The organism is Neorhizobium alkalisoli, assembly GCF_002968635.1.
GTDB classification, from domain to species: domain Bacteria; phylum Pseudomonadota; class Alphaproteobacteria; order Rhizobiales; family Rhizobiaceae; genus Neorhizobium; species Neorhizobium alkalisoli.
On sequence record NZ_PVBN01000004.1, the window covers coordinates 195,108 to 213,979 of the forward strand.

An 18,872-nucleotide genomic window follows, 5' to 3' on the forward strand; every position below is an offset into this window, starting at 1 on the left:
CCTGAAGCCATTCGAGAGGTTACTATTCAAGGAGACCGCCATGACTGACACCGCCGAAATCGAAATGGAAGTTCACCGGCGATCACTGGCCGTCGAAGGGGCCATGCTCGTTCTGATCGACGGTCTCGCTGCGCGCGGCACGATCTCTGCTGACGAGGCGGAGGACATGTTGCGGATATTGTCGAAGAGTTCCGATTTCTCTGCCGCCCGCGCCTCGAGCTCGCTCAGGATCGTCAATCAGCTGAAGCGTTTGCGCCGGGGAGACGGCGCGGCAACCCCCGGAGCCTGAGGCGTGAATTGCAGGAAGGTGCGTTTCGGCGCGCCTTTTTCTTTTTCGGCAATGCCTTGCTCTAAAGTGGAACATCCCGCTGTGAGGCTAGTTGGAAGATAAAACTTTCCAACGAAAAACACGGAGCCTTCCATGCCCCAGTATCCCACACCGCCTTTTCCCGAGCAGCAGCAGCCAATGCCCGGCTTTACCGGCCGCATGGATCCGGTGCCGGATCATGGTGAGCTGTCTTATCGCGGTTCGGGACGGTTGGCAGGCAAGAAGGCCGTCATCACCGGCGGCGACAGCGGCATAGGCCGGGCCGTCGCCATCGCCTTTGCGCGCGAAGGAGCCGATCTGCTGATCTCGTATCTCGATGAGGACGAGGACGCGAAGGACACCAAGCGACTGGTGGAAGAGGCGGGCCGCAAGGCCGTGCTCGTGCCCGGAGACATCCAGACCTCGGCCCATTGCCGTGCCATTATCGACAAGGCCGTCGGCGAACTCGGCGGCATCGACATCCTCGTCAACAATGCGGCACATCAGGCGACCTTTTCCTCGATTGAGGACATTTCCGACGAGGAGTGGGAGTTGACGTTCAAGGTCAACATCCATGCCATGTTCTATCTTACCAAGGCGGCCGTCCCGCATATGAAGCCGGGCAGCTCGATCATCAACACGGCGTCCATCAATTCAGACAGCCCGAACCCCACGCTGCTCGCCTACGCGACCACCAAGGGTGCGATCCAGAATTTCACCGCCGGTCTGGCCCAGCTTTTGGCCGAGAAGGGTATCCGGGCCAATGCGGTTGCGCCCGGTCCGATCTGGACGCCGCTCATTCCGTCGACGATGACGGAAGACAAGGTGAAGGAATTCGGCAAGCAGGTTCCGATGAAACGTCCGGGGCAGCCGGCGGAACTTGCGACCACCTATGTGATGCTGGCGGACCCGCTCTCCAGCTACGTCTCCGGCAGCACGATCGCGGTCACCGGCGGCAAGCCGATGATCTAACCTGCTCTCCTCCCCTCGAGAACAACGGCGGCATGCGCGCATGCCGCCGTTCCGCTTTTCAGGTCCTTCGCCCGATTTCCCTGGCCAGGTCATCAAAACAGAAGGCCTTGCCTTCTTCATGCGCTTCGTTCGCCAGAAGCAGAAGGCGGATCGGAAAGGCGACCGCCTTCTGGTGGGAGCTCGAAACGTTGAGCGGCTTGTCGTCGGCCAAAACCGCCCGCTCCGTCGCTTGGAGGACATCTTGCAGTTCGGCGTTCGACACGATCCCCTTGTCGACGAGAAGCCGGTTGACAGCGGCAAGTGCGAGATAGAGGCCTTCGAGTTGCGGGTTTGCTGTGTTCATGTCTCTGTCCTTTGCGTGGAAGACGGGACGAAGGAGGCTGCATTTTCATCGATCAGTCGGGCTCCGCGCTGGCGGGTCAGGTAGCGCCAGATCCACTGGATGCTGACGAGCAACCGCTTTTCGAAATTGACCAGCAGATAAACGTGCACCAGCGCCCATAGCAGCCAGGCAAACCAGCCCTTGAGCGTCCATCTGCCGAAATCGAAGATCGCCGAATTTCGTCCGACGACGGCCGTATTGCCGCGGTTGCGGAAGCGGAACGGGTCGGCAGGTTTGCCCTCAAGCAACCCGGTCCTGATCGCCTTGCCGAGATATTCTCCCTGCTGCTTGGCGACCTGGGCGAGTGCGGGCAGCGGCTTGCCGTCCTCGGCAAGCCCGAGGGCGGTGTCGCCGATAGCATAGACATCCGGAAAACCGGTGACGGAAAGATCAGGGCCGACGGGAATGCGTCCGCCCGCCTTGCCCTCGATGCCAAGCCATCTGCCGGCGGGAGATGCCTTGACGCCTGCTCCCCAGATGACGCAGCCGGTGCGGATGCGCATGGAGCCCGCCACCACCTCGTCCTTGCTGATCGCCTCCACCGTTACGCCGGTCATCACCTCTACGCCCATCTTCTCCAGCGCTTGCCGCGCGTAAGCGGTAAGGTTGTCCGGAAAGGCCGCCAGTATCTTGGGTCCGGCCTCTACGAGGATGACCCTCATGTGGTCGGGCTCCAGTTTGCGAAAATCACGTGTGATCATGAAGCGCCCGAGTTCCGCAATCGCGCCCGCCATCTCGACACCGGTTGGCCCGCCGCCGATGATGACGCTTGTCAGCAGCGCCTTTTTCTCTTCCGGATCCTGCGAGAGTTCCGCCTTCTCGAAAGCCAGCAGCAGACGCTGGCGGATAAGCCGTGCTTCGTGGATCGTCTTTAGTCCCGGGGCCCAGGCCCGCCAGTCTTCGTGGCCGAAATAGTTGTATTCCGACCCGGTGGCGATCACCAGCTGGTCATAGGGAACCGAGGAGCCGTAATCGAGATTCACGCGTTTGGCGGCGGTATCGACGCCGACGACCTCCGCCAGCATGACCTTGATATTGCGGTAGCGTCCCAGGGTGCGGCGGATCGGTTCTGAAATGTCCGCCGGCGATAGGGCGGCGGTGGCGACCTGGTAAAGCAGCGGCTGGAACAGGTTGTGGTTGCGTCGATCGATGACGGTGACATCGACTTCCGTATTGCCGAGTTCACGGGCTGCCGCGAGGCCGCCGAAACCGGCCCCGACGATGACGACCCTGGGCGCCGTGCGAGACGGGCTCGCGCCATCCCTATTCTCGTTTCCGGAGCTCTTCTCGTCCATTTCCCCACCCGTTGGGCGGAGCTGGCAGCCCCGCGCGACGCTCGTTCAACACCCGGAGCAGGCGTTTGTTCCAAGCCTGAATACCGGAACCTTTTTACGCCCGCGCCGTTCAAATCCACAACAACAAAAGGAGAATGCCATGAACAGCATCGTTTGGTTGGTCGGCGCCGTGGTGATTGTGATCGCGGTTTTGAACCTCGTCGGATTTGCTTGATTTGACTTGATTAATTCGATCTGGAGGCTTCGCCTCCGAGCAGCAACCTGAACAGGAGATCGTCATGAACAGCATTGTTTGGCTCGTTGGAGCCGTCGTCATCGTTCTTGCCATCTTGTCCTTTATCGGTATCGGCTGAGAGGCAAGGATCGAGGGAAAATGAATGGAGGCGCCAGGTCCCACGGGGGCCGGTGCCTGTTTTGTTGGTGACGTCATTCCGCCAGCAGAAGGCCGAACGGATGTTCGGCGAAAGCCCAGTTGACCGCGATCCGTGCCTTCGGATCGATCCTCTTGCCGCTGCAGATATCGCGATAGCGACGGTTGGCCAGCCTTTCCGGAAGGGCGATTTCCGTCTCTGCCCATCGCTCGGAACCAGGATCCGTCAAATCCGTATGAAGCGCATTGAAAACGAGCCTCGGGGCGATCACCACGAGCGCATCGTCGGCCTCGGCGCGGGCGAAGGCGAGAATGTTCTCCGCCCGCTTGCCGGTCACGTCAAGCGGCAGATATTCGCCCTTGCGAAACAGCGTCGGGGCTTCCTGGCGAAGATGCAGGAGGGCCGCGATGATATGCTGTTTCAGCTTTCCGCTCTGCCATTCCTCCTCTTCGTCCGAGGCGAGCGTACCCTTTTCCGAGAGCCGTTCCTGCAGGGACTTGAAATCCGGTTCCCGCCGGTTGTCCGGATCCACCAGGCTAAGGTCCAGCCCCTCGCTGCCCTGGTAGATGTCGGGCACTCCGGGAGCGGTGAGTTTGACAATCGTCTGAGTGATGCCGTTCACCAAGCCCGCCCGAATGAAAGGGCGAAGCGTATGGGCGAAGTCGGTCAGGAAAGCCTGGTTGTCGGGCGACAGCAGCCTGCGGGCATAGGCGATCACGGCATCTTCATAGGCCTGATTGGTATGGCCCCAGTTGGTCCGAAGCTTTGCTTCGCGCAGCGCCTTTTCGACATAGCCGACGAAACGCTTCTCCAGCATTTCCAGGCCTTGGCGATCTTCCGGGTGCAGGTCCACCGGCCAGGCGCCGGCAAGCGCCTGATAGAGCATCCATTCGACGGCGGGTTCGGGCGCTGGGCCGTCGTGTAGTGCACCGACAGCCGCCTTGTTCGCGTCGCGCCAGCGGCCAACCGCTTCTGCCCACAATTCCGGCGCCTCAATAAGAGTGTAGAGGCGGGCACGAGCGTCCTCCCCGCGCTTGGTATCATGAGTGGAGGAACCGGAGAGGGCATCCGGCTGCCGCTCGAGGCGGGTCTGCATCTGCTGATGGAACCGGTCGAGCGAAAAGACGCGGGGGAGCGGTTCGCTGCCGACCTCGTTCAGCGCCAGAAGCATATGGTGGCGGAAGAAGAGCGTATCTTCCACAGACTTCGCCATCAGCGGACCGGTCAACTGCTGGAACCGGGTCCGAAAGAGGGAGGCCGGACCGGCGGCCGATTGTTCTACGTCGCCGATCAGGATGCGCTCGAGGAAGGAGAGCGCCTCGCTGTCGGGCGCTGTCGGGTTGTTGCGTACCTTGTCGAGAACTTCGGAGAGCCGCTGCCGGCCTTCCGGCGGCATTCCCTCGCGGGTGCCGTAGGTACGATAGACGGGGAAGGCGACCAATAGTTCGCGCAGCGCGGCTTTGACCGAGGCTTCAGAAAGCGACGGCTCCCGGTCCCCTGCCTGGCTGATCTGCATGGCGAGCTTCAAGAGGCTGGCCACTTCACCCGCAAAGTTGTTGTCCGCCATCAGGAGCTTGGCGGCGCGCAGTTCGGCCTCCATGTCGGCAGGTTTGCCGGTCACTCTCTGATAGGCACCGTGCAGGATATCGAGCTTGCCGGCATCGACCAGCACATCGCTGACGGCCGCGATGAACTCGTAGCCGGTCGTGCCGGAAATCGGCCAATCGGCCGGGATGTGTTCGCCTTCGCCGAGGATCTTTTCGACGACGATGTAGCAGTCGGGGCCGGTTTCGTGGCGCAGCCGTTCGAGATATCCCTTGGGATCGGCAAGCCCGTCGACGTGATCGATGCGCAGGCCGTCGACCTTGCCGCTGTGGACGAGTTCGAGGATCAGCCGGTGGGTGTCGTCGAAGACCCTGCCGTCCTCCACACGGACGCCGGCAAGGCCGGTGATTTCGAAGAAGCGCCGGTAGGAAAGGTCGTTCGCCGCGTTTCGCCAGGACATCAGCCGATAGGGCTGCTCGTCATGCAGTCTGGCGATTTCGCCCTTGTCGGTGATCGACAGGGTTTTCGCTTCCCGGCCGTGGTAGCTTGCCGGATCCAGGGGGTAGAAGGTCTCGAAATAGGCGAATGCCGGCTTGCCCGTCTGCGGGTCGGATTTCACCGAGATCTCGCCGGCTTCCAGCACCTTCTCGAAGGTGTCGCCAAGGAAGGGCAGCGTCAGGCGACGGCTCCAATCGATATCGAAATGGCCGGCGTAGCGGCTTTTTTCGCCGTTCTCCACCACGTCCCGCCACCAGGGATTTTCCAGCGAAGCGGCCATATGGTTCGGCACGATATCGAGGAGAAGACCGAGGCCTTCCGCTTTGAGCGCCCTGACCATCCTTTCGAAACCCTCACGGCCGCCGATCGACGGGTCGATGTCGTTGGCATCGGTGACGTCATAGCCATGCGTCGATCCGGTCGTCGCGGTGAAGATCGGCGACGCATAAAGATGGCTTACCCCAAGGCGCTTCAGATAGGGCACCAGTGCTGCGGCACGGTCGAAGGTCATGCCGTTGCGGAACTGGATGCGATAGGTTGCAAGCGGTACGTTCATCCAGCCTCTCCCGCGGGTTCGACGCTGACCAGCACCGAGTTTGGCGGCAGGCGCTTTCCCGCTTCGGGCCAGGCGAAGATCGCCTTGCCCGGCTGTTCCGGCAGGTCTTGAGCCTTTTCGCCGATGTTGAGAGCCAAAGAGAGGGTGCCTTTCGGGAAGCTCCAGGAAACGGCGAGAAAGCCCTTGTCCGTCTTGACCACCTTGCCGCTGCGGCCGCCTGCCGATCCAAGCAGCGGCACGATATGACGCCTGCGAAGCTCCAGCAGTTCCTTCGTCAGCGCCAGCCAGTTGCGGCCGTCGCCCATTTCAAGCTTCTTCCAGTCCAGCTTGCAGACGTCGAAGGTCTTTTCGGCATTGGGATCGGGCACCGTATCGCCCTCATGGCCGGCATGGCCCTCGAATTCCCTGCGTCGGCCTTCGCGCACGATCTTCGCCAGATCGCCGTGGAAGTCCGTGAAGAACAGGAACGGATTGGTCTCGCCATATTCCTCGCCCATGAAAAGAAGCGGGATATGGGGCGAAAGCAGCAGCGTCGCGAGCAGTACCTTCGTTCTGTCGGGACGGGCGAGCGAAATCAGCCTTTCGCCATGTGCCCGGTTGCCCACCTGGTCATGGTTCTGGATGAAGTCCACGAAAGCGACAGGTGGCTGGTCGATGCTTTTGACGCCGCGCTTCCTGCCGTTCTGCGGCGAGACTTCGCCCTGATAGGCAAAACCTTCCGTGAGCACCCGGGCGACCAGCTTTTCCGGGTCTTTGGCGAAATCCTTGTAATAGGCATGGGTCTCGCCGGTCGCAAAGACATGGGCGGCGTTGTGAAAATCGTCGTTCCATTCGCCGGTGAAGAGCGGCGCATTGCCGTCCTCGTCACGCGGATGTAGGAAAATGACGTTGCGCGAATCCTCCGTCGTCAGATGGATCGGCCGCTCACCGATCTCGGCACGGATGCGTTCGGCGACTTCGATAAGGACATGCTTTTCCGACGGGTCCTCGATCTGGTCGATTGCGTCGAAGCGCAGGCCGTCGAGGTTGAATTCCTCCAGCCAATACAGGGCGTTTTCCACGATGTACCGGCGCGCTGGCTCGACGTCATAGGCGATTGCCGCGCCCCAGGGCGTCTTTTTTTCCTCATGGAAGAAAGGCGGGGCAAGCAGTGGCAGATAGTTTCCTTCAGGCCCGAAGTGATTGAGGACGATGTCCAGCACGACCGAAAGGCCATGACCGTGCGCCGCATCGATGAAGGCCTTGAAATCCTCCGGCGGGCCATAGGCCGCGTGCGGCGCATAGAGCAGTGCACCGTCATAACCCCAGCCGCGGTTGCCGCCGAAATGGGCAACCGGCATGACCTCGACCATGGTGACGCCAAGCTCGACCAGATAGGGCAGTTTTTCGATCGCGGAGCGAAAGGTGCCTTCCTTGGTGAAGGTGCCGATATGGAGTTCGTAGACCACCGTCTCCTCCCAGGGGCGGCCCTTCCAGTCGGTGTTCTGCCAGGCGTAACTGGTCGGATCGATGACCAGCGAGGCGCCGTTGACATCGTCCTTCTGACCGCGTGACGCCGGATCGGGGACCGTCGTGCCGTCGGCGAGGACATAGCTATATTCCACACCCGGCGCGACGCCCGTTGCAAGCAGTTCAAACCAGCCGTCATCGGTGCGGGTCATTTCGGTATCGTCGTCATCCAGCCGAAGCGCCACAGTCTCCTGGCCCGGCGCCCAGAGGCGGAAACGTACCTCGCCGGCGGCGACATATTCGGCCCCCCAAGTCTTAGGGAAAGCCCGGAATTCGGCAGCGGCATTGACGTCCGGCATTATTGATCAGCCCCTCATTGAAAGAGACCGCCAAACGGTCGAAGGGCTCGCAAGTTCCATCTTCCTACCGTCGCGCAATAAAATTGCTGAAATGAGCAACAAATAACAAGTTCGCGGGAGTGGCCCGCTGGCAATTCCGGCTCTAGATTAAAGGAAATGCAGACGGTTTCGAGGAGGAGATCTTTGCATGCTGACCGATGAGGAGGAGCTCATCCGTTCGACGGCCGCGGAGTTTTCCCGCGAGGTGCTGAAGCCCGGTGCGGCGGCGCGCGAGAAAGCGCACGCGATCGAGCCCGAGGTGCTGCAGCAGCTTGGCGAACTGGGTTTTCTTGGCATGCGCACGAGCGAGGAGTGGGGCGGCGTCGGCTGTTCCTACGTCGCCTATGCGAGCGCCCTGATGGAAATCGCCGCCGGCGACGGGGCGGTCTCGACGCTCGTCAGCGTCCACAATTCGCCCGTCTGTTCGTTGCTCGACGCCCATGCCTCCGGCGAGCAGAAGGACAAGTTCCTGCGGCCGCTCGCGGAGGGCCGGCATATCGGCGCTTTCGCACTGACGGAAGCCGACACCGGTTCCGACGCGGCGGCAATCCGAACCCGGGCGACGAAGGACGGCAGCGACTACATTATCAACGGCTCGAAGATGTTCATCACGTCCGGCAAGATCGCCGGCACCGTCATCATCTTCGCCGTCACAGACCCTTCCGCCGGCAAACGCGGCATTTCGGCTTTCGTCACGTCCACGGATGTCCCGGGCTTCTCGATTTCCAAGGTCGAGGACAAGCTCGGCCAGAAGGCCTCCGACACGGCGGCGCTGATGTTCGACAACCTGCGCATTCCCGAGAGCCAGCGGATCGGTGCGGAAGGGGCCGGGCTCAAGATTGCGCTCTCCGGCCTGGAAGCTGGACGCATCGGCATCGCCGCCCAATGCGTCGGCATGGCCCAAGCGGCCTTCGACGTGGCGCTCACCTATGCCAAGGAGCGAAAGACCTTCGGAAAGCTGCTGCTCGAGCATCAGGCGATCGCCTTCCGCCTTGCGGAAGCAAGGACCCAGATAGAAGCGGCACGTCAGCTCGTGCTGCATGCGGCGCGGCTGAAGGATCGCGGCGAACCCTGTCTGGACGAGGCCTGCATGGCGAAGCTCTTCGCTTCTGAAATGGCCGAGAAGGTATGCTCCGAGGCGATCCAGACGCTCGGGGGCTATGGCTATATCTCGGATTTCCCGGTTGAGCGCATCTATCGCGATGTCCGCGTCTGCCAGATCTACGAAGGCACGTCCGACATCCAGAAGATCATCATCGCCCGCGGTCTGGCGAACTGAGGAGAGGTGAGGATGCGGATCGAAGGCAGCAATTTTCTGGTAACCGGTGCGGCCTCGGGCCTCGGACTTGCGACAGCTAAAATGCTCGTCGAAGCAGGCGGTTGCGTCGCTTTGCTCGATCTCGATGAGACGAGCGGCCAGGCGAGGGCGAGCGAGCTTGGCAGGGGCACGATCTTCGTCAAAACCGACGTGCGCAGCGGCGAAGCTGTCGAAAACGCGGTGGCGGAAGCAGAGGCAGCGAATGGGCCGATCCGTGGTGCCGTCTGCTGTGCCGGCGTGGCGCCTTCGGAAAAGGTGCTGGGCAGGGAGCGCGTGCATGCGCTGGAGAACTTTACCCGTGCTCTGGAGATAAATACGATCGGCACGTTCAACGTGATCCGGCTGGCGGCGCAGGCGATCGCGAAGACCCCACCGAACGAGGAGGGCGAGCGCGGCGTGCTGGTCGCCACCGCTTCGGTCGCGGCTTATGACGGGCAGATCGGGCAGGCGGCCTATTCCGCCTCCAAGGCGGCGGTCGCCGGCATGACGCTGCCGATTGCCCGTGAGCTTGCCCGCGACGGCATCCGCATGATGACGATCGCGCCCGGCATATTCGAAACGCCGATGATGGCGGGCTTTTCCGATGAGGTCCGCGCCTCGCTCGGCAAATCGGTGCCGTTTCCGCCGCGGCTCGGCAGACCTTCGGAATATGCGCGGCTGGTGCGCGACATCATCGAAAATCCGATGCTCAACGGCGAAGTCATCCGTCTCGACGGAGCGCTTCGCATGGCGCCGCGCTGAACGGATAACAGTCGATTCTTTGGGAGGAGAAGCGAATGACGGATGACATGAAGTTCGGCCTGCCGGGCAAGTTAAGCCTCCATGTGCCGGAGCCGGAGGTGCGGCCGGGAGGCAAGCCGGATTTCTCCAACGTGACCATTCCGAAGGCGGGCTCCGTGCGTCGGCCGGAGGTGGACGTCGATCCCGAAACGATCCGTGATCTCGCCTTTTCCATCATCCGTGTCCTGAACCGGGAAGGCGAGGCCGTCGGCCCCTGGGCCGGAACGCTGACCAATGAGGAGTTGATGGAGGGGCTGAAGCACATGATGCTGCTCCGCACCTTTGACAGCCGGATGCTGATGGCCCAGCGGCAGGGCAAGACGTCCTTCTACATGCAGCATCTGGGCGAAGAGGCGGTCTCCTGCGCCTTTCGCCGGGCGCTGCAGCCGGGCGACATGAATTTCCCGACCTATCGCCAGGCAGGCCTTTTGATCGCCGGCGGCTATCCGATGGTCGAGATGATGAACCAGATCTATTCCAACGACGCCGATCCCCTGAAGGGCCGGCAGTTGCCGATCATGTATTCGGCAAAGGACTACGGATTCTTCACGATCTCAGGCAATCTTGCCACCCAATATGTACAGGCGGTCGGCTGGGCGATGGCGTCCGCCATCAAGAACGATACGAAGATCGCAGCCGGCTGGATCGGCGACGGTTCGACGGCGGAATCGGATTTCCATTCCGCGCTGGTCTTCGCTTCCACCTATCGGGCGCCGGTCATCCTCAACGTTGTCAACAATCAATGGGCGATTTCGACGTTCCAGGGCGTGGCTCGCGGCGGTTCCGGCACCTTTGCGGCTCGGGGCCTCGGTTACGGCCTGCCATCGCTGCGCGTCGACGGCAATGATTACCTTGCCGTGCATGCGGTCGCCAAATGGGCGGCGGAGAGGGCGCGCCGAAACATTGGTCCGACGTTGATCGAATATGTCACCTATCGTGTCGGTGCGCATTCCACCTCCGACGATCCCTCCGCCTATCGTCCCAAGGAGGAGTCGGAGGCCTGGCCGCTCGGCGATCCGGTCATCCGGCTGAAGAACCATCTGATCCGTGTCGGCGCCTGGAGCGAGGAGCGGCACAAGCAGATGGAAGCGGAAATCCGCGACACGGTCGTTGCGGCGCAGAAGGAAGCCGAGCGTCACGGCACGCTGCATTCCGGCGGCCGGCCTTCGATGCGCGATATGTTCGAGGGCGTCTATGCGGAAATGCCACCGCATCTGAAGCGGCAGCGCCAGCAGGCGGGGGTGTGATTCATGAGACTTATCGTTCTTGAAAGACCCCTCCCCAACCCCTCCCCACAGGGGGGAGGGGCTAACTTGGCCGCTCACTCCGTAGATTGGGATCGAGGCGTCGCCGCGAGTCTTCTCCCCCCTTGTGGGGGAGATGGCCGGCAGGTCAGAAGGGGTCTTGCCTCCTCCGATCTGGGTGCCCACTTCTCCGCGGAGGCCCGCCCATGGCTCGGATGACGATGATCGAGGCAATCCGCAGCGCCATCGACGTGTCGATGGAGCGCGACGACAATGTGGTCGTGTTCGGCGAGGATGTCGGCTACTTCGGGGGCGTTTTTCGGTGCACGCAGGGGCTCCAGCAGAAGTACGGCAAGACACGCTGTTTCGATGCGCCGATCAATGAATCCGGCATCGTCGGCACGGCGATCGGCATGGCGGCCTACGGGTTGAAACCCTGCATCGAGATCCAGTTCGCGGATTACATGTATCCGGCCTACGACCAGCTCACCCAGGAGGCGGCGCGGCTGCGCTACCGCTCCAACGGCGAATTCACCTGCGGAATGGTGGTGCGGATGCCGACCGGCGGCGGCATATTCGGCGGCCAAACCCACAGCCAGAGCCCGGAGGCCTTATTTACCCATGTCTGCGGCCTGCAGGTGGTGGTGCCCTCCAATCCCTATGATGCCAAGGGCCTGCTGATCTCCTCCATCGAGAATCCGGATCCGGTGATCTTTCTGGAGCCAAAGCGTCTCTACAACGGCCCGTTCGACGGCCATCACGATCGGCCGGTGACCTCGTGGGCGGGCCATCCGCTGGGCGAGGTGCCGGCGGAACACTATTCCGTGCCGCTCGGCAAGGCGGTCGTCCGGCGGAAGGGCTCGGCGGTTACCATCCTCGCCTACGGCACCATGGTGCATGTGGCGGAAGCAACGGCGGAAGAGACCGGCATCGATGCGGAGATCATCGATTTGCGTACGCTGATGCCGCTCGATCTCGAAACCATCGTGGAATCGGTGAAGAAGACCGGCCGCTGCATGGTGGTGCATGAGGCGACGCTGACCTCCGGTTTCGGCGGGGAACTGGCGGCGCTGGTGCAGGAGCATTGTTTCTACCACCTCGAAGCGCCGGTCGTGCGCGTCGCCGGCTGGGATACGCCTTATCCGCATGCGCAGGAGTGGGACTATTTCCCGGGGCCGGCCCGCGTCGGCCAGGCGCTGCGCGAAATGATGGAGGCCTGAGATGGGCGAGCGCATCATAAAATTGCCGGATGTCGGCGAAGGGGTGGCGGAAGCCGAGCTTGTGGAATGGCATGTCAATGTTGGCGACCTGGTGCGTGAGGATATGGTGCTCGCCGCCGTGATGACCGGCAAGGCGACCGTCGAGATTCCGTCTCCCGTCGAAGGCGAGGTGACCTGGCGGCACGGCGAGGTGGGAGATGTGATCGCCACGGGAACCGTTATCCTCAAGATCAGGACAGCCGGCGAAGAGGGCGAGGAGGAACCGGAGGCGGAGATCCCCGCAACCCAGCCCGAGCCGCTTTCGATGGAGCCGAAACAGGAGCCAGCGGCGGAAAAGCCCAAGCCGGCTCTGCAGATTGCCCCGCTCGAACGGGTTGCAGTCGGGGCGCCGAAGACGGCAGCCGCCGCTCACGGGGCTCCGCGCGCCGAAGGCGAGAAGCCGCTTGGATCTCCTGCCGTCCGTCTGCGCGCGAGGGAGGCAGGTATCGATCTGCGTCAGGTCTCGGGAACCGGTCCGGCAGGGCGCATCACCCATGAGGATCTCGACACCTATCTCAGCCGCGAGAGCGGTCCGGGCATCGCTGCCGGCCTGCATCCGAACAAGAGCGTCCAGGAAATCAAGGTCGTCGGCCTGCGCCGCCGCATCGCGGAGAAGATGGCGCTCGCAAAATCCCGCATTCCCCACATCACCTATGTGGAGGAAGTGGACATGACGGCGCTCGAAGAACTGCGCGCCCGCATGAATGCAAGCCTGAAACCAGGCAAACCGAAGCTCACCATTTTGCCGTTCCTGATGCGGGCCATAGTGAAGGCAGTCGCCGAGCAACCGGGGATCAACGCCCATTTCGACGATGAGGCCGGCTTCATCCGCCAGTTCGGCGGCGTGCATATCGGAATTGCGGCACAGACCCCAGCCGGGCTTGTGGTGCCGGTCGTCAAGCATGCCGAGGCACGCGACATCTTCGACTGCGCCCGCGAGATGGCACGGTTGAGCGATGCGGCGAGGAACGGTACGGCGCAGCGGGAGGAGCTGACGGGCTCGACCATCACGATCAGTTCGCTCGGCGCCATGGGCGGCATCGTCTCGACGCCGGTCATCAACCATCCGGAAGTGGCGATCGTCGGCGTCAACAAGCTCGCCATCCGCCCACATTGGGACGGGACGCAATTCGTGCCGCGCAAGATGATGAACCTGTCTTCCAGTTTCGATCATCGAGTGGTCGACGGCTGGGATGCGGCAACCTTCGTGCAGCGGCTGAAGGCGCTTCTGGAAACGCCAGCGCTGATATTCGTCAGCGAATAGGCCCGAAAATCGGTTCCGATTTTCGGAAAGCACTATTCGCAGATTCTAGCTTTAGAGCGTCCTTTGTGCATCTGGAGGATGCACGGCGCTCTATGAGTGAGGTGAGAAAAGAACAATGAAGGAAATCACCTGCAAGCTTCTCGTCATCGGTGCCGGTCCGGGTGGCTATGTCTCAGCCATTCGGGCCGGCCAACTGGGGATCGATACCGTCATCGTCGAGATGGCGAAGCCGGGCGGCACCTGCCTCAATATAGGCTGCATCCCTTCCAAGGCGCTGATCCACGCGGCCGACGATTTTCATAGGACAGCGGCCATGGCCGCAGGCAGGAATGCCATGGGCATCAGGGCAGAGAATCTCGCCATCGACTTCGGAAGGACAATGGCCTGGAAGGACGGCATCACCGGCCGGCTGACCATGGGTGTTGCCGGGCTTCTAAAAAAGGCGGGCGTGAAGATGGTCGTCGGCCGGGCGAGGTTTCGCGACGGCAAGACGGTGGAGGTGGAGACCGAGACCGGCCAGCAGGTGATCCGTGCCGAAAACGTGGTTATCGCAACAGGCTCGGCACCGGTCGAGCTGCCGATGCTGCCGTTCGGCGGCAAGATCATCTCTTCGACCGGCGCCCTATCGTTGGCGCAGGTGCCTGAAAGGCTCGCCGTGGTGGGCGCCGGTTATATCGGCCTCGAACTCGGCATCGCCTTCGCCAAGCTAGGCTCGAAGGTGACGATCGTCGAAGCGCTCGACCGCATCCTGCCGCTTTACGACACCCAGCTTACCCAACCGGTTGCGAAGCGGCTGTCGGCGCTGGGTGTCGAGGTATTGCTGGGCACCAAGGTGAAGGGCATGTCCTCGAACGGCGAAACCCTGCTCGCCGACGCGGCCGACGGCGAGGAAAGACGGGTCGCCGCCGACAAGGTGCTCGTGACGGTGGGCCGCAAGCCGGTGACCGAGGGCTGGGGACGCGAGGAACTGGAACTCGACATGGACGGCAGGTACCTCAGGATAGACGACCAGTGTCGCACCTCCATGCGCGGGATTTACGCGATCGGCGACGTGACGGGCGAGCCTATGTTGGCGCATCGGGCCATGGCCCAGGGCGAGATGGTGGCGGAAATCGTTTCGGGCAAGCGACGGAGCTGGGACAGGCGTGCCATCCCCGCGGTCTGCTTTACCGATCCGGAAATCGTCTCGGTGGGGCTGTCGCCGGATGAGGCCAGGGCGGCGGGCCGCGAGGTGAAGATCGGCCAGTTTCCCTTTTCAGCCAACGGCCGGGCGATGACGCTGTCGTCGGAGGAAGGCTTCGTACGCGTGGTGGCGCGTGCCGACAATCATCTGGTGCTCGGCATCCAGGGGGTGGGTGCCGGGATTTCCGAGCTGTCTGCCGCTTTTTCCATCGCGGTCGAAATGGGCGCGCGACTGGAAGATATTGCCGGCACCATCCATGCGCATCCTACCCAGTCGGAGGCGTTTGCCGAGGCGGCATTGAAGACGCTGGGGCATGCGCTGCATGTATGAGCATGCCTCACAACTCCAGCAACGCGTACGGTTTCCCCGTCGGCTTCTCGATGTGTGATGCGACGTTATAGACCGGGGCACCACCTGGCGTCTTGCCTTCATAAGTGCCGCGATGCGCGTGGCCGTGGACGACGGCTTTGACCGGGAAGCGGTCGATGGTTTCTGCAAGACGTGAAGAGCCGAGGAAAGGATAGATTTCCTCCGGTTCTCCCGCGACGGTCTCCCGGATCGGCGCATAATGGAGAATGACCATGGCCCGCTCGGAACGCACTTGGCGGAGAGCGTTTTCGAGCCGCATCGTCTCTTCCACGCTTTCAGAGACCATGGCCTTGATTGCGGGTTCTCCGAAAGACCCGAGCATATGCCGGCCGAACCCGCCGGCAAAGCCCTTCACGCCTGCAAAACCGACGCCGTTGATCTCGACCGCCTGCCCCTCCAGAAGATGGACGCCGGCATCTTTCAGGATATGCGTGATTTCTTCCACGCAGCCGCATTCATAGTCGTGATTGCCGAGCACGCCGACGATTGGAATCGAGCAGGAACGCAGGTCGGCGGCAAGGATTTCCGCCTCCTTGACCTTGCCGAGATCGGTCAGGTCGCCGGTCAGGACGAGGATATCGGCGGCCTGGGAAATCTCGGTGAAAAGTTCCTTGTAGGAGACAGTACTGTTCTCCCGTACATGCAAGTCGCCCATGGCGGCGATTTTTGCCTTGCCGTTCGCCTTTTTCGCATCCGTTGTCGCGGTGTCGTTTTTGGCGTTGGTGGTCTTTGTCACGCTGGTCCTCCTTGGGCCATTTCCTCTTTCACGCCTTCACGCAATTCGCCTTCGCCGCCCACGTCCGCGAAACCCCATTCCTTTACGTCGATCTCGAAATCCACCCGGCTGAACATGCGGCCACGGCAGATCTTCATCTGCGGCAGCGGCAGTTCCCGCTGAGCCTTCAGCCGGTCGAGCAGCTCGTCGAGCAGCCAGTCCGGCACCTTGTCCCGCTCGGTCGGGTAGATCCAGCGGAAGTTCAGGAGGTGGATAAGCAACACTTCCCAATGGACTTCCATGTGGTTCAGAAGCCGCTGCCAGTCGATCTGATCGTGCGCCCGCAGGATGACGTGGACGATATCCCCGCCATCATATCTGTGGCGGAGCTGCACGAAACATTTCGACCAGACGAGCTCGGTCGGTGCGATGATGCGGACCTTATGGCCGTTCATCTCGATCTGCCGGGCGTTCTCGAACCAGGTGTCGCCGATCGGCATGGTGCCGTTCGAACCGGCGAAGATCACGTCGAAAAAGTGCCGCCCTTTCTTGACCTTGCCGAGCCAGCGATCGTCTTCCACCTCGATCTCGTAGCCCTTTTCCTTGAAATGGGCGAGGATGCGGGCGTAGTCACCCGCCCGGCAGAAAATATCGAGATCCTTGGTCGGGCGCGAAATGCCGGTATAGGCGCTGACCGCGAAAGTGCCGGCCAGAAGGAACGGGATGTGGCAATTGACCAGATCCTCCAGAGCCTCGGCGACAAAGGATTCCGAATCGGCATCCGCCAGGGTCGGCGAAGCTTTCACTTCCATGTCCGGCTCGTTCTTCAGCGCGTCCTTTCCCGATCTCGGGGCCAGGGTCAGCGCGGCATTGGCTTCGGCATTCATCAAAGCTCTCCCAATCTCGGCTCGCGCAGGGGAACACTCAGGTATGCCTGTAGGTTCCGCCTCGACCCTTTCCGGATCAGGAAGGTCAGCGTTCCGGGTTGTCGGCGTTCGCCATCGGGCTGGCCCGGCCATCCGGCTGGTCGGTGTCCTCGCGCTGGTCGCGGTCTTCAAGATCGGCTTCGACCAGATAGGTATCGCCGCCGCCAAGCCTCGATGCTTCCTTGATCGCTTCCTGATTGCTCATATCCATCTGTGCGTCGAGCGCGTCGTCCGCTCTTTCCCGTCCATCCTGTTCGAAACGGGAGGGATCGCCGTCGGTTGGGGTCTTGCGGTTGTCGTTCATGATTATCCCTTTCTGAGATCTTGCACCGCAGATGCGCGGCAGCTCATCAGGACAACCCGTCAATGGACCACATGTTCCGCCCCGAAATCTGGAACCAAAGCGGTGCCGGCATGTTGTTTTCCAGAGTGAAACCGAGGAGGCAGACATGCCTGCAAAATCGAAAGCACAACAGAAGGCCGCCGGTGCGGCGCTTGCCGCCAAGCGTGGCGACATCAAGAAAAGCGAACTCAAGGGCGCTTCGAAGAGCATGGAGAAATCCATGAGCGAAAAAGAACTCGACAAGATGGCTTCCACGAAGCGCAAGGGAAAGCCGGAGCACGTCGCACACCATTGAGGTTCGCCCTCAGGACTTCCAGTTGATATCGGAACTTCCCGCAAAGGCGGACGTTTTCGCAGCGCTCGTCTTTTCGTGAGGAGGAAGACCATGCCGCCTGAAGAACTGGATGCAACATTGACCGCTCTGCCGCTTCGGATCGGGGTCTATGTCCCCGATGATCTCATGGAGGACTGGTTCGCGCCGGGCACCGGCATGAAGCCGGTGAGCGAGCAGGCCCTGAAGGCCGCCGAAGCGTATGGCCGGCGGTTCGAATGCGAATTCAAGTATTATCCCGAAAGGATGGAGGGGGTTTTCTGGAAATGGGTACCGGCGCTCTGAGCCGGCTCAGGGTGGCTCGCCGCGCCATCCAACGTCGCTTTTCCTCGGCGCGTGCGAGGCAAGCGAGCGGTCCGCCAGTAGCGCGGCGGCCCATCCTGCAATGACAATCACCGCGGCCGGTTCCGCGGGATTGACGACCGGAGCGAATTCTTTTTCCGCCCCGATCGCTAAGGTTATATCGCTGCGTAGCGGTCCCGCAGCGCCTCGAATTTTTGAAGCTGTTCGGTGATCAGTTCCCGGTTCTCGTCGCGGCGGACGAAGACCTTGAACATGGCCGAACCGTCCTGGTTCATGAACCAGACCGAGCACGAGCGACGGCCGTGGAAGGCACGGTCGACGAAGGTCACCGACGCGCAATTGTCCTTCTTGATGTGACCGCCGATCGGGCTGTCGCCGTGAATGTTGAACCAGCCATGGCCCTCGGAACCGACGGGCAGGCTTCCCTCCGCCTCCAATACGATATCGTCGGTATGGACGATGAAGAGGACTTCTCCCCAGCCGGTCATTTCGGACCAGACGTCGAGAAAATGCTCCTTGCCGGCGATGATGGCGGGACCTATCGGGAGGATTTCCAGGATTTCGGCGGGAGTGACCTCCGCGTTCGCCGCGATCGCCTCGACGACGCCATCGGGCTTTTCGGCAAGGGCGGCGATAGCTCGGTCGCGGCGGTCCGTCTTGATTTCAGAAACGGCGTTCATCTGCTGACCTCAGGCTGCGTCGGCGCGAACGCCGTTGCGGTCTTCATGAATGATGACCTCGAAGCCTTCGAAATGCGGTCCGGAAAGGTATTCGACCTTGCCCCGGTTCTCGCCGGCCTTGGCGTGCGCCGCACGGAACTGTTCCGACTTCGTCCATTCCTGAAAATGCTCGAAGCTCTCCCACACGGTGTGGGACGCATAGAGGGTGTGATCCTCGGCCTTCGGGCCTTTCAGCATGTGGAATTCGATATAACCAGGCAGTTCCGCGAGACGTCCCTGGCGGCTGCGCCAGACGGTCTCGAAAGCCTCTTCATAACCCGACACGACGCGGAAGCGGTTCATCGCGATATACATTAATCGTCCCTCACAAAAAGTTTCATTTTC

19 protein-coding genes are annotated in these 18,872 nt (G+C 61.8%); 10 read left to right on the plus strand and 9 right to left on the minus strand.

Features of this window, described 5'->3' with window-relative positions:
• The first annotated feature begins 40 nt into the window (after positions 1–40).
• Positions 41–289: a hypothetical protein gene (locus C5L13_RS11005; RefSeq protein WP_105383339.1), complete on the plus strand. Its 249-nt coding sequence runs from the start codon at positions 41–43 to the stop codon at positions 287–289.
• Positions 290–421: 132 nt separating this feature from the next.
• Complete coding sequence (locus C5L13_RS11010) at positions 422–1,279, plus strand: SDR family oxidoreductase (protein WP_105383340.1); 858 nt, start codon at positions 422–424, stop codon at positions 1,277–1,279.
• Between the two features lie 58 nt (positions 1,280–1,337).
• Here the strand turns inward: C5L13_RS11010 and C5L13_RS11015 are convergent, their stop codons facing one another.
• The 4 genes from C5L13_RS11015 to treZ form a co-directional block, all read right to left on the minus strand.
• Entirely contained in the window at positions 1,338–1,622 is a 285-nt protein-coding gene (locus C5L13_RS11015; protein ID WP_105383341.1) for a hypothetical protein, read from the minus strand.
• Complete coding sequence (locus tag C5L13_RS11020) at positions 1,619–2,956, minus strand: NAD(P)/FAD-dependent oxidoreductase (RefSeq protein ID WP_105383342.1); 1,338 nt, start codon at positions 2,954–2,956, stop codon at positions 1,619–1,621. Before C5L13_RS11020 ends, C5L13_RS11015 begins: the two co-directional genes overlap by 4 nt.
• 426 nt (positions 2,957–3,382) lie before the next feature.
• A complete protein-coding gene (gene treY, locus C5L13_RS11025; protein WP_105383343.1) occupies positions 3,383–5,926 on the minus strand; it encodes a malto-oligosyltrehalose synthase in 2,544 nt (847 codons plus the stop codon).
• The gene (treZ, locus tag C5L13_RS11030) at positions 5,923–7,734 is read right to left on the minus strand and encodes a malto-oligosyltrehalose trehalohydrolase (RefSeq protein ID WP_105383344.1); all 1,812 of its coding nucleotides are present in this window, start codon (positions 7,732–7,734) and stop codon (positions 5,923–5,925) included. The genes treY and treZ overlap by 4 nt, the downstream gene beginning before the upstream one ends.
• Before the next feature lie 187 nt (positions 7,735–7,921).
• Here treZ and C5L13_RS11035 point away from each other — a divergent pair, with 187 nt between their 5' ends.
• From C5L13_RS11035 to lpdA, 6 genes are all read left to right on the plus strand, one after another.
• Positions 7,922–9,052: an acyl-CoA dehydrogenase family protein gene (locus C5L13_RS11035; RefSeq protein ID WP_105383345.1), complete on the plus strand. Its 1,131-nt coding sequence runs from the start codon at positions 7,922–7,924 to the stop codon at positions 9,050–9,052.
• Positions 9,053–9,064: 12 nt separating this feature from the next.
• Positions 9,065–9,832, plus strand: coding sequence for an SDR family NAD(P)-dependent oxidoreductase (locus C5L13_RS11040; protein WP_105383346.1), 768 nt, complete (start codon positions 9,065–9,067; stop codon positions 9,830–9,832).
• A gap of 35 nt (positions 9,833–9,867) precedes the next feature.
• Complete coding sequence (locus tag C5L13_RS11045; RefSeq protein ID WP_205836832.1) at positions 9,868–11,118, plus strand: 3-methyl-2-oxobutanoate dehydrogenase (2-methylpropanoyl-transferring) subunit alpha; 1,251 nt, start codon at positions 9,868–9,870, stop codon at positions 11,116–11,118.
• A gap of 203 nt (positions 11,119–11,321) precedes the next feature.
• On the plus strand, positions 11,322–12,335 hold the full coding sequence (locus C5L13_RS11050) for an alpha-ketoacid dehydrogenase subunit beta (RefSeq protein WP_105383347.1): 1,014 nt from the start codon (positions 11,322–11,324) through the stop codon (positions 12,333–12,335).
• Between the two features lies 1 nt (position 12,336).
• Positions 12,337–13,638 carry a dihydrolipoamide acetyltransferase family protein gene (locus tag C5L13_RS11055; protein WP_105383348.1) on the plus strand — a complete coding sequence of 434 codons (1,302 nt, stop codon included), beginning with the start codon at positions 12,337–12,339 and terminating at the stop codon, positions 13,636–13,638.
• Between the two features lie 115 nt (positions 13,639–13,753).
• Positions 13,754–15,151 carry a dihydrolipoyl dehydrogenase gene (gene lpdA / locus C5L13_RS11060; RefSeq protein ID WP_105383349.1) on the plus strand — a complete coding sequence of 466 codons (1,398 nt, stop codon included), beginning with the start codon at positions 13,754–13,756 and terminating at the stop codon, positions 15,149–15,151.
• Between the two features lie 7 nt (positions 15,152–15,158).
• On the opposite strand, the gene C5L13_RS11065 is transcribed toward lpdA, so the two are convergent.
• The 3 genes from C5L13_RS11065 to C5L13_RS11075 form a co-directional block, all read right to left on the minus strand.
• Positions 15,159–15,845: a metallophosphoesterase family protein gene (locus C5L13_RS11065; protein WP_105383559.1), complete on the minus strand. Its 687-nt coding sequence runs from the start codon at positions 15,843–15,845 to the stop codon at positions 15,159–15,161.
• Positions 15,846–15,922: 77 nt separating this feature from the next.
• Positions 15,923–16,717 carry a nucleotidyltransferase family protein gene (locus C5L13_RS11070; RefSeq protein WP_245571234.1) on the minus strand — a complete coding sequence of 265 codons (795 nt, stop codon included), beginning with the start codon at positions 16,715–16,717 and terminating at the stop codon, positions 15,923–15,925.
• A 160-nt stretch (positions 16,718–16,877) separates the two neighbouring features.
• Positions 16,878–17,135: a hypothetical protein gene (locus tag C5L13_RS11075; RefSeq protein WP_105383351.1), complete on the minus strand. Its 258-nt coding sequence runs from the start codon at positions 17,133–17,135 to the stop codon at positions 16,878–16,880.
• Between the two features lie 145 nt (positions 17,136–17,280).
• On the opposite strand from C5L13_RS11075, the gene C5L13_RS11080 reads away from it, so the two are divergent.
• A complete protein-coding gene (locus C5L13_RS11080) occupies positions 17,281–17,469 on the plus strand; it encodes a DUF3008 family protein (protein WP_105383352.1) in 189 nt (62 codons plus the stop codon).
• A gap of 90 nt (positions 17,470–17,559) precedes the next feature.
• Entirely contained in the window at positions 17,560–17,790 is a 231-nt protein-coding gene (locus C5L13_RS11085) for a hypothetical protein (protein ID WP_105373036.1), read from the plus strand.
• A gap of 173 nt (positions 17,791–17,963) precedes the next feature.
• On the opposite strand, the gene hutX is transcribed toward C5L13_RS11085, so the two are convergent.
• Both hutX and C5L13_RS11095 read right to left on the minus strand, forming a co-directional pair.
• The gene (gene hutX / locus C5L13_RS11090) at positions 17,964–18,488 is read right to left on the minus strand and encodes a heme utilization cystosolic carrier protein HutX (RefSeq protein ID WP_105383353.1); all 525 of its coding nucleotides are present in this window, start codon (positions 18,486–18,488) and stop codon (positions 17,964–17,966) included.
• Between the two features lie 9 nt (positions 18,489–18,497).
• Complete coding sequence (locus C5L13_RS11095; protein ID WP_105383354.1) at positions 18,498–18,842, minus strand: antibiotic biosynthesis monooxygenase family protein; 345 nt, start codon at positions 18,840–18,842, stop codon at positions 18,498–18,500.
• Positions 18,843–18,872 lie beyond the last annotated feature (30 nt).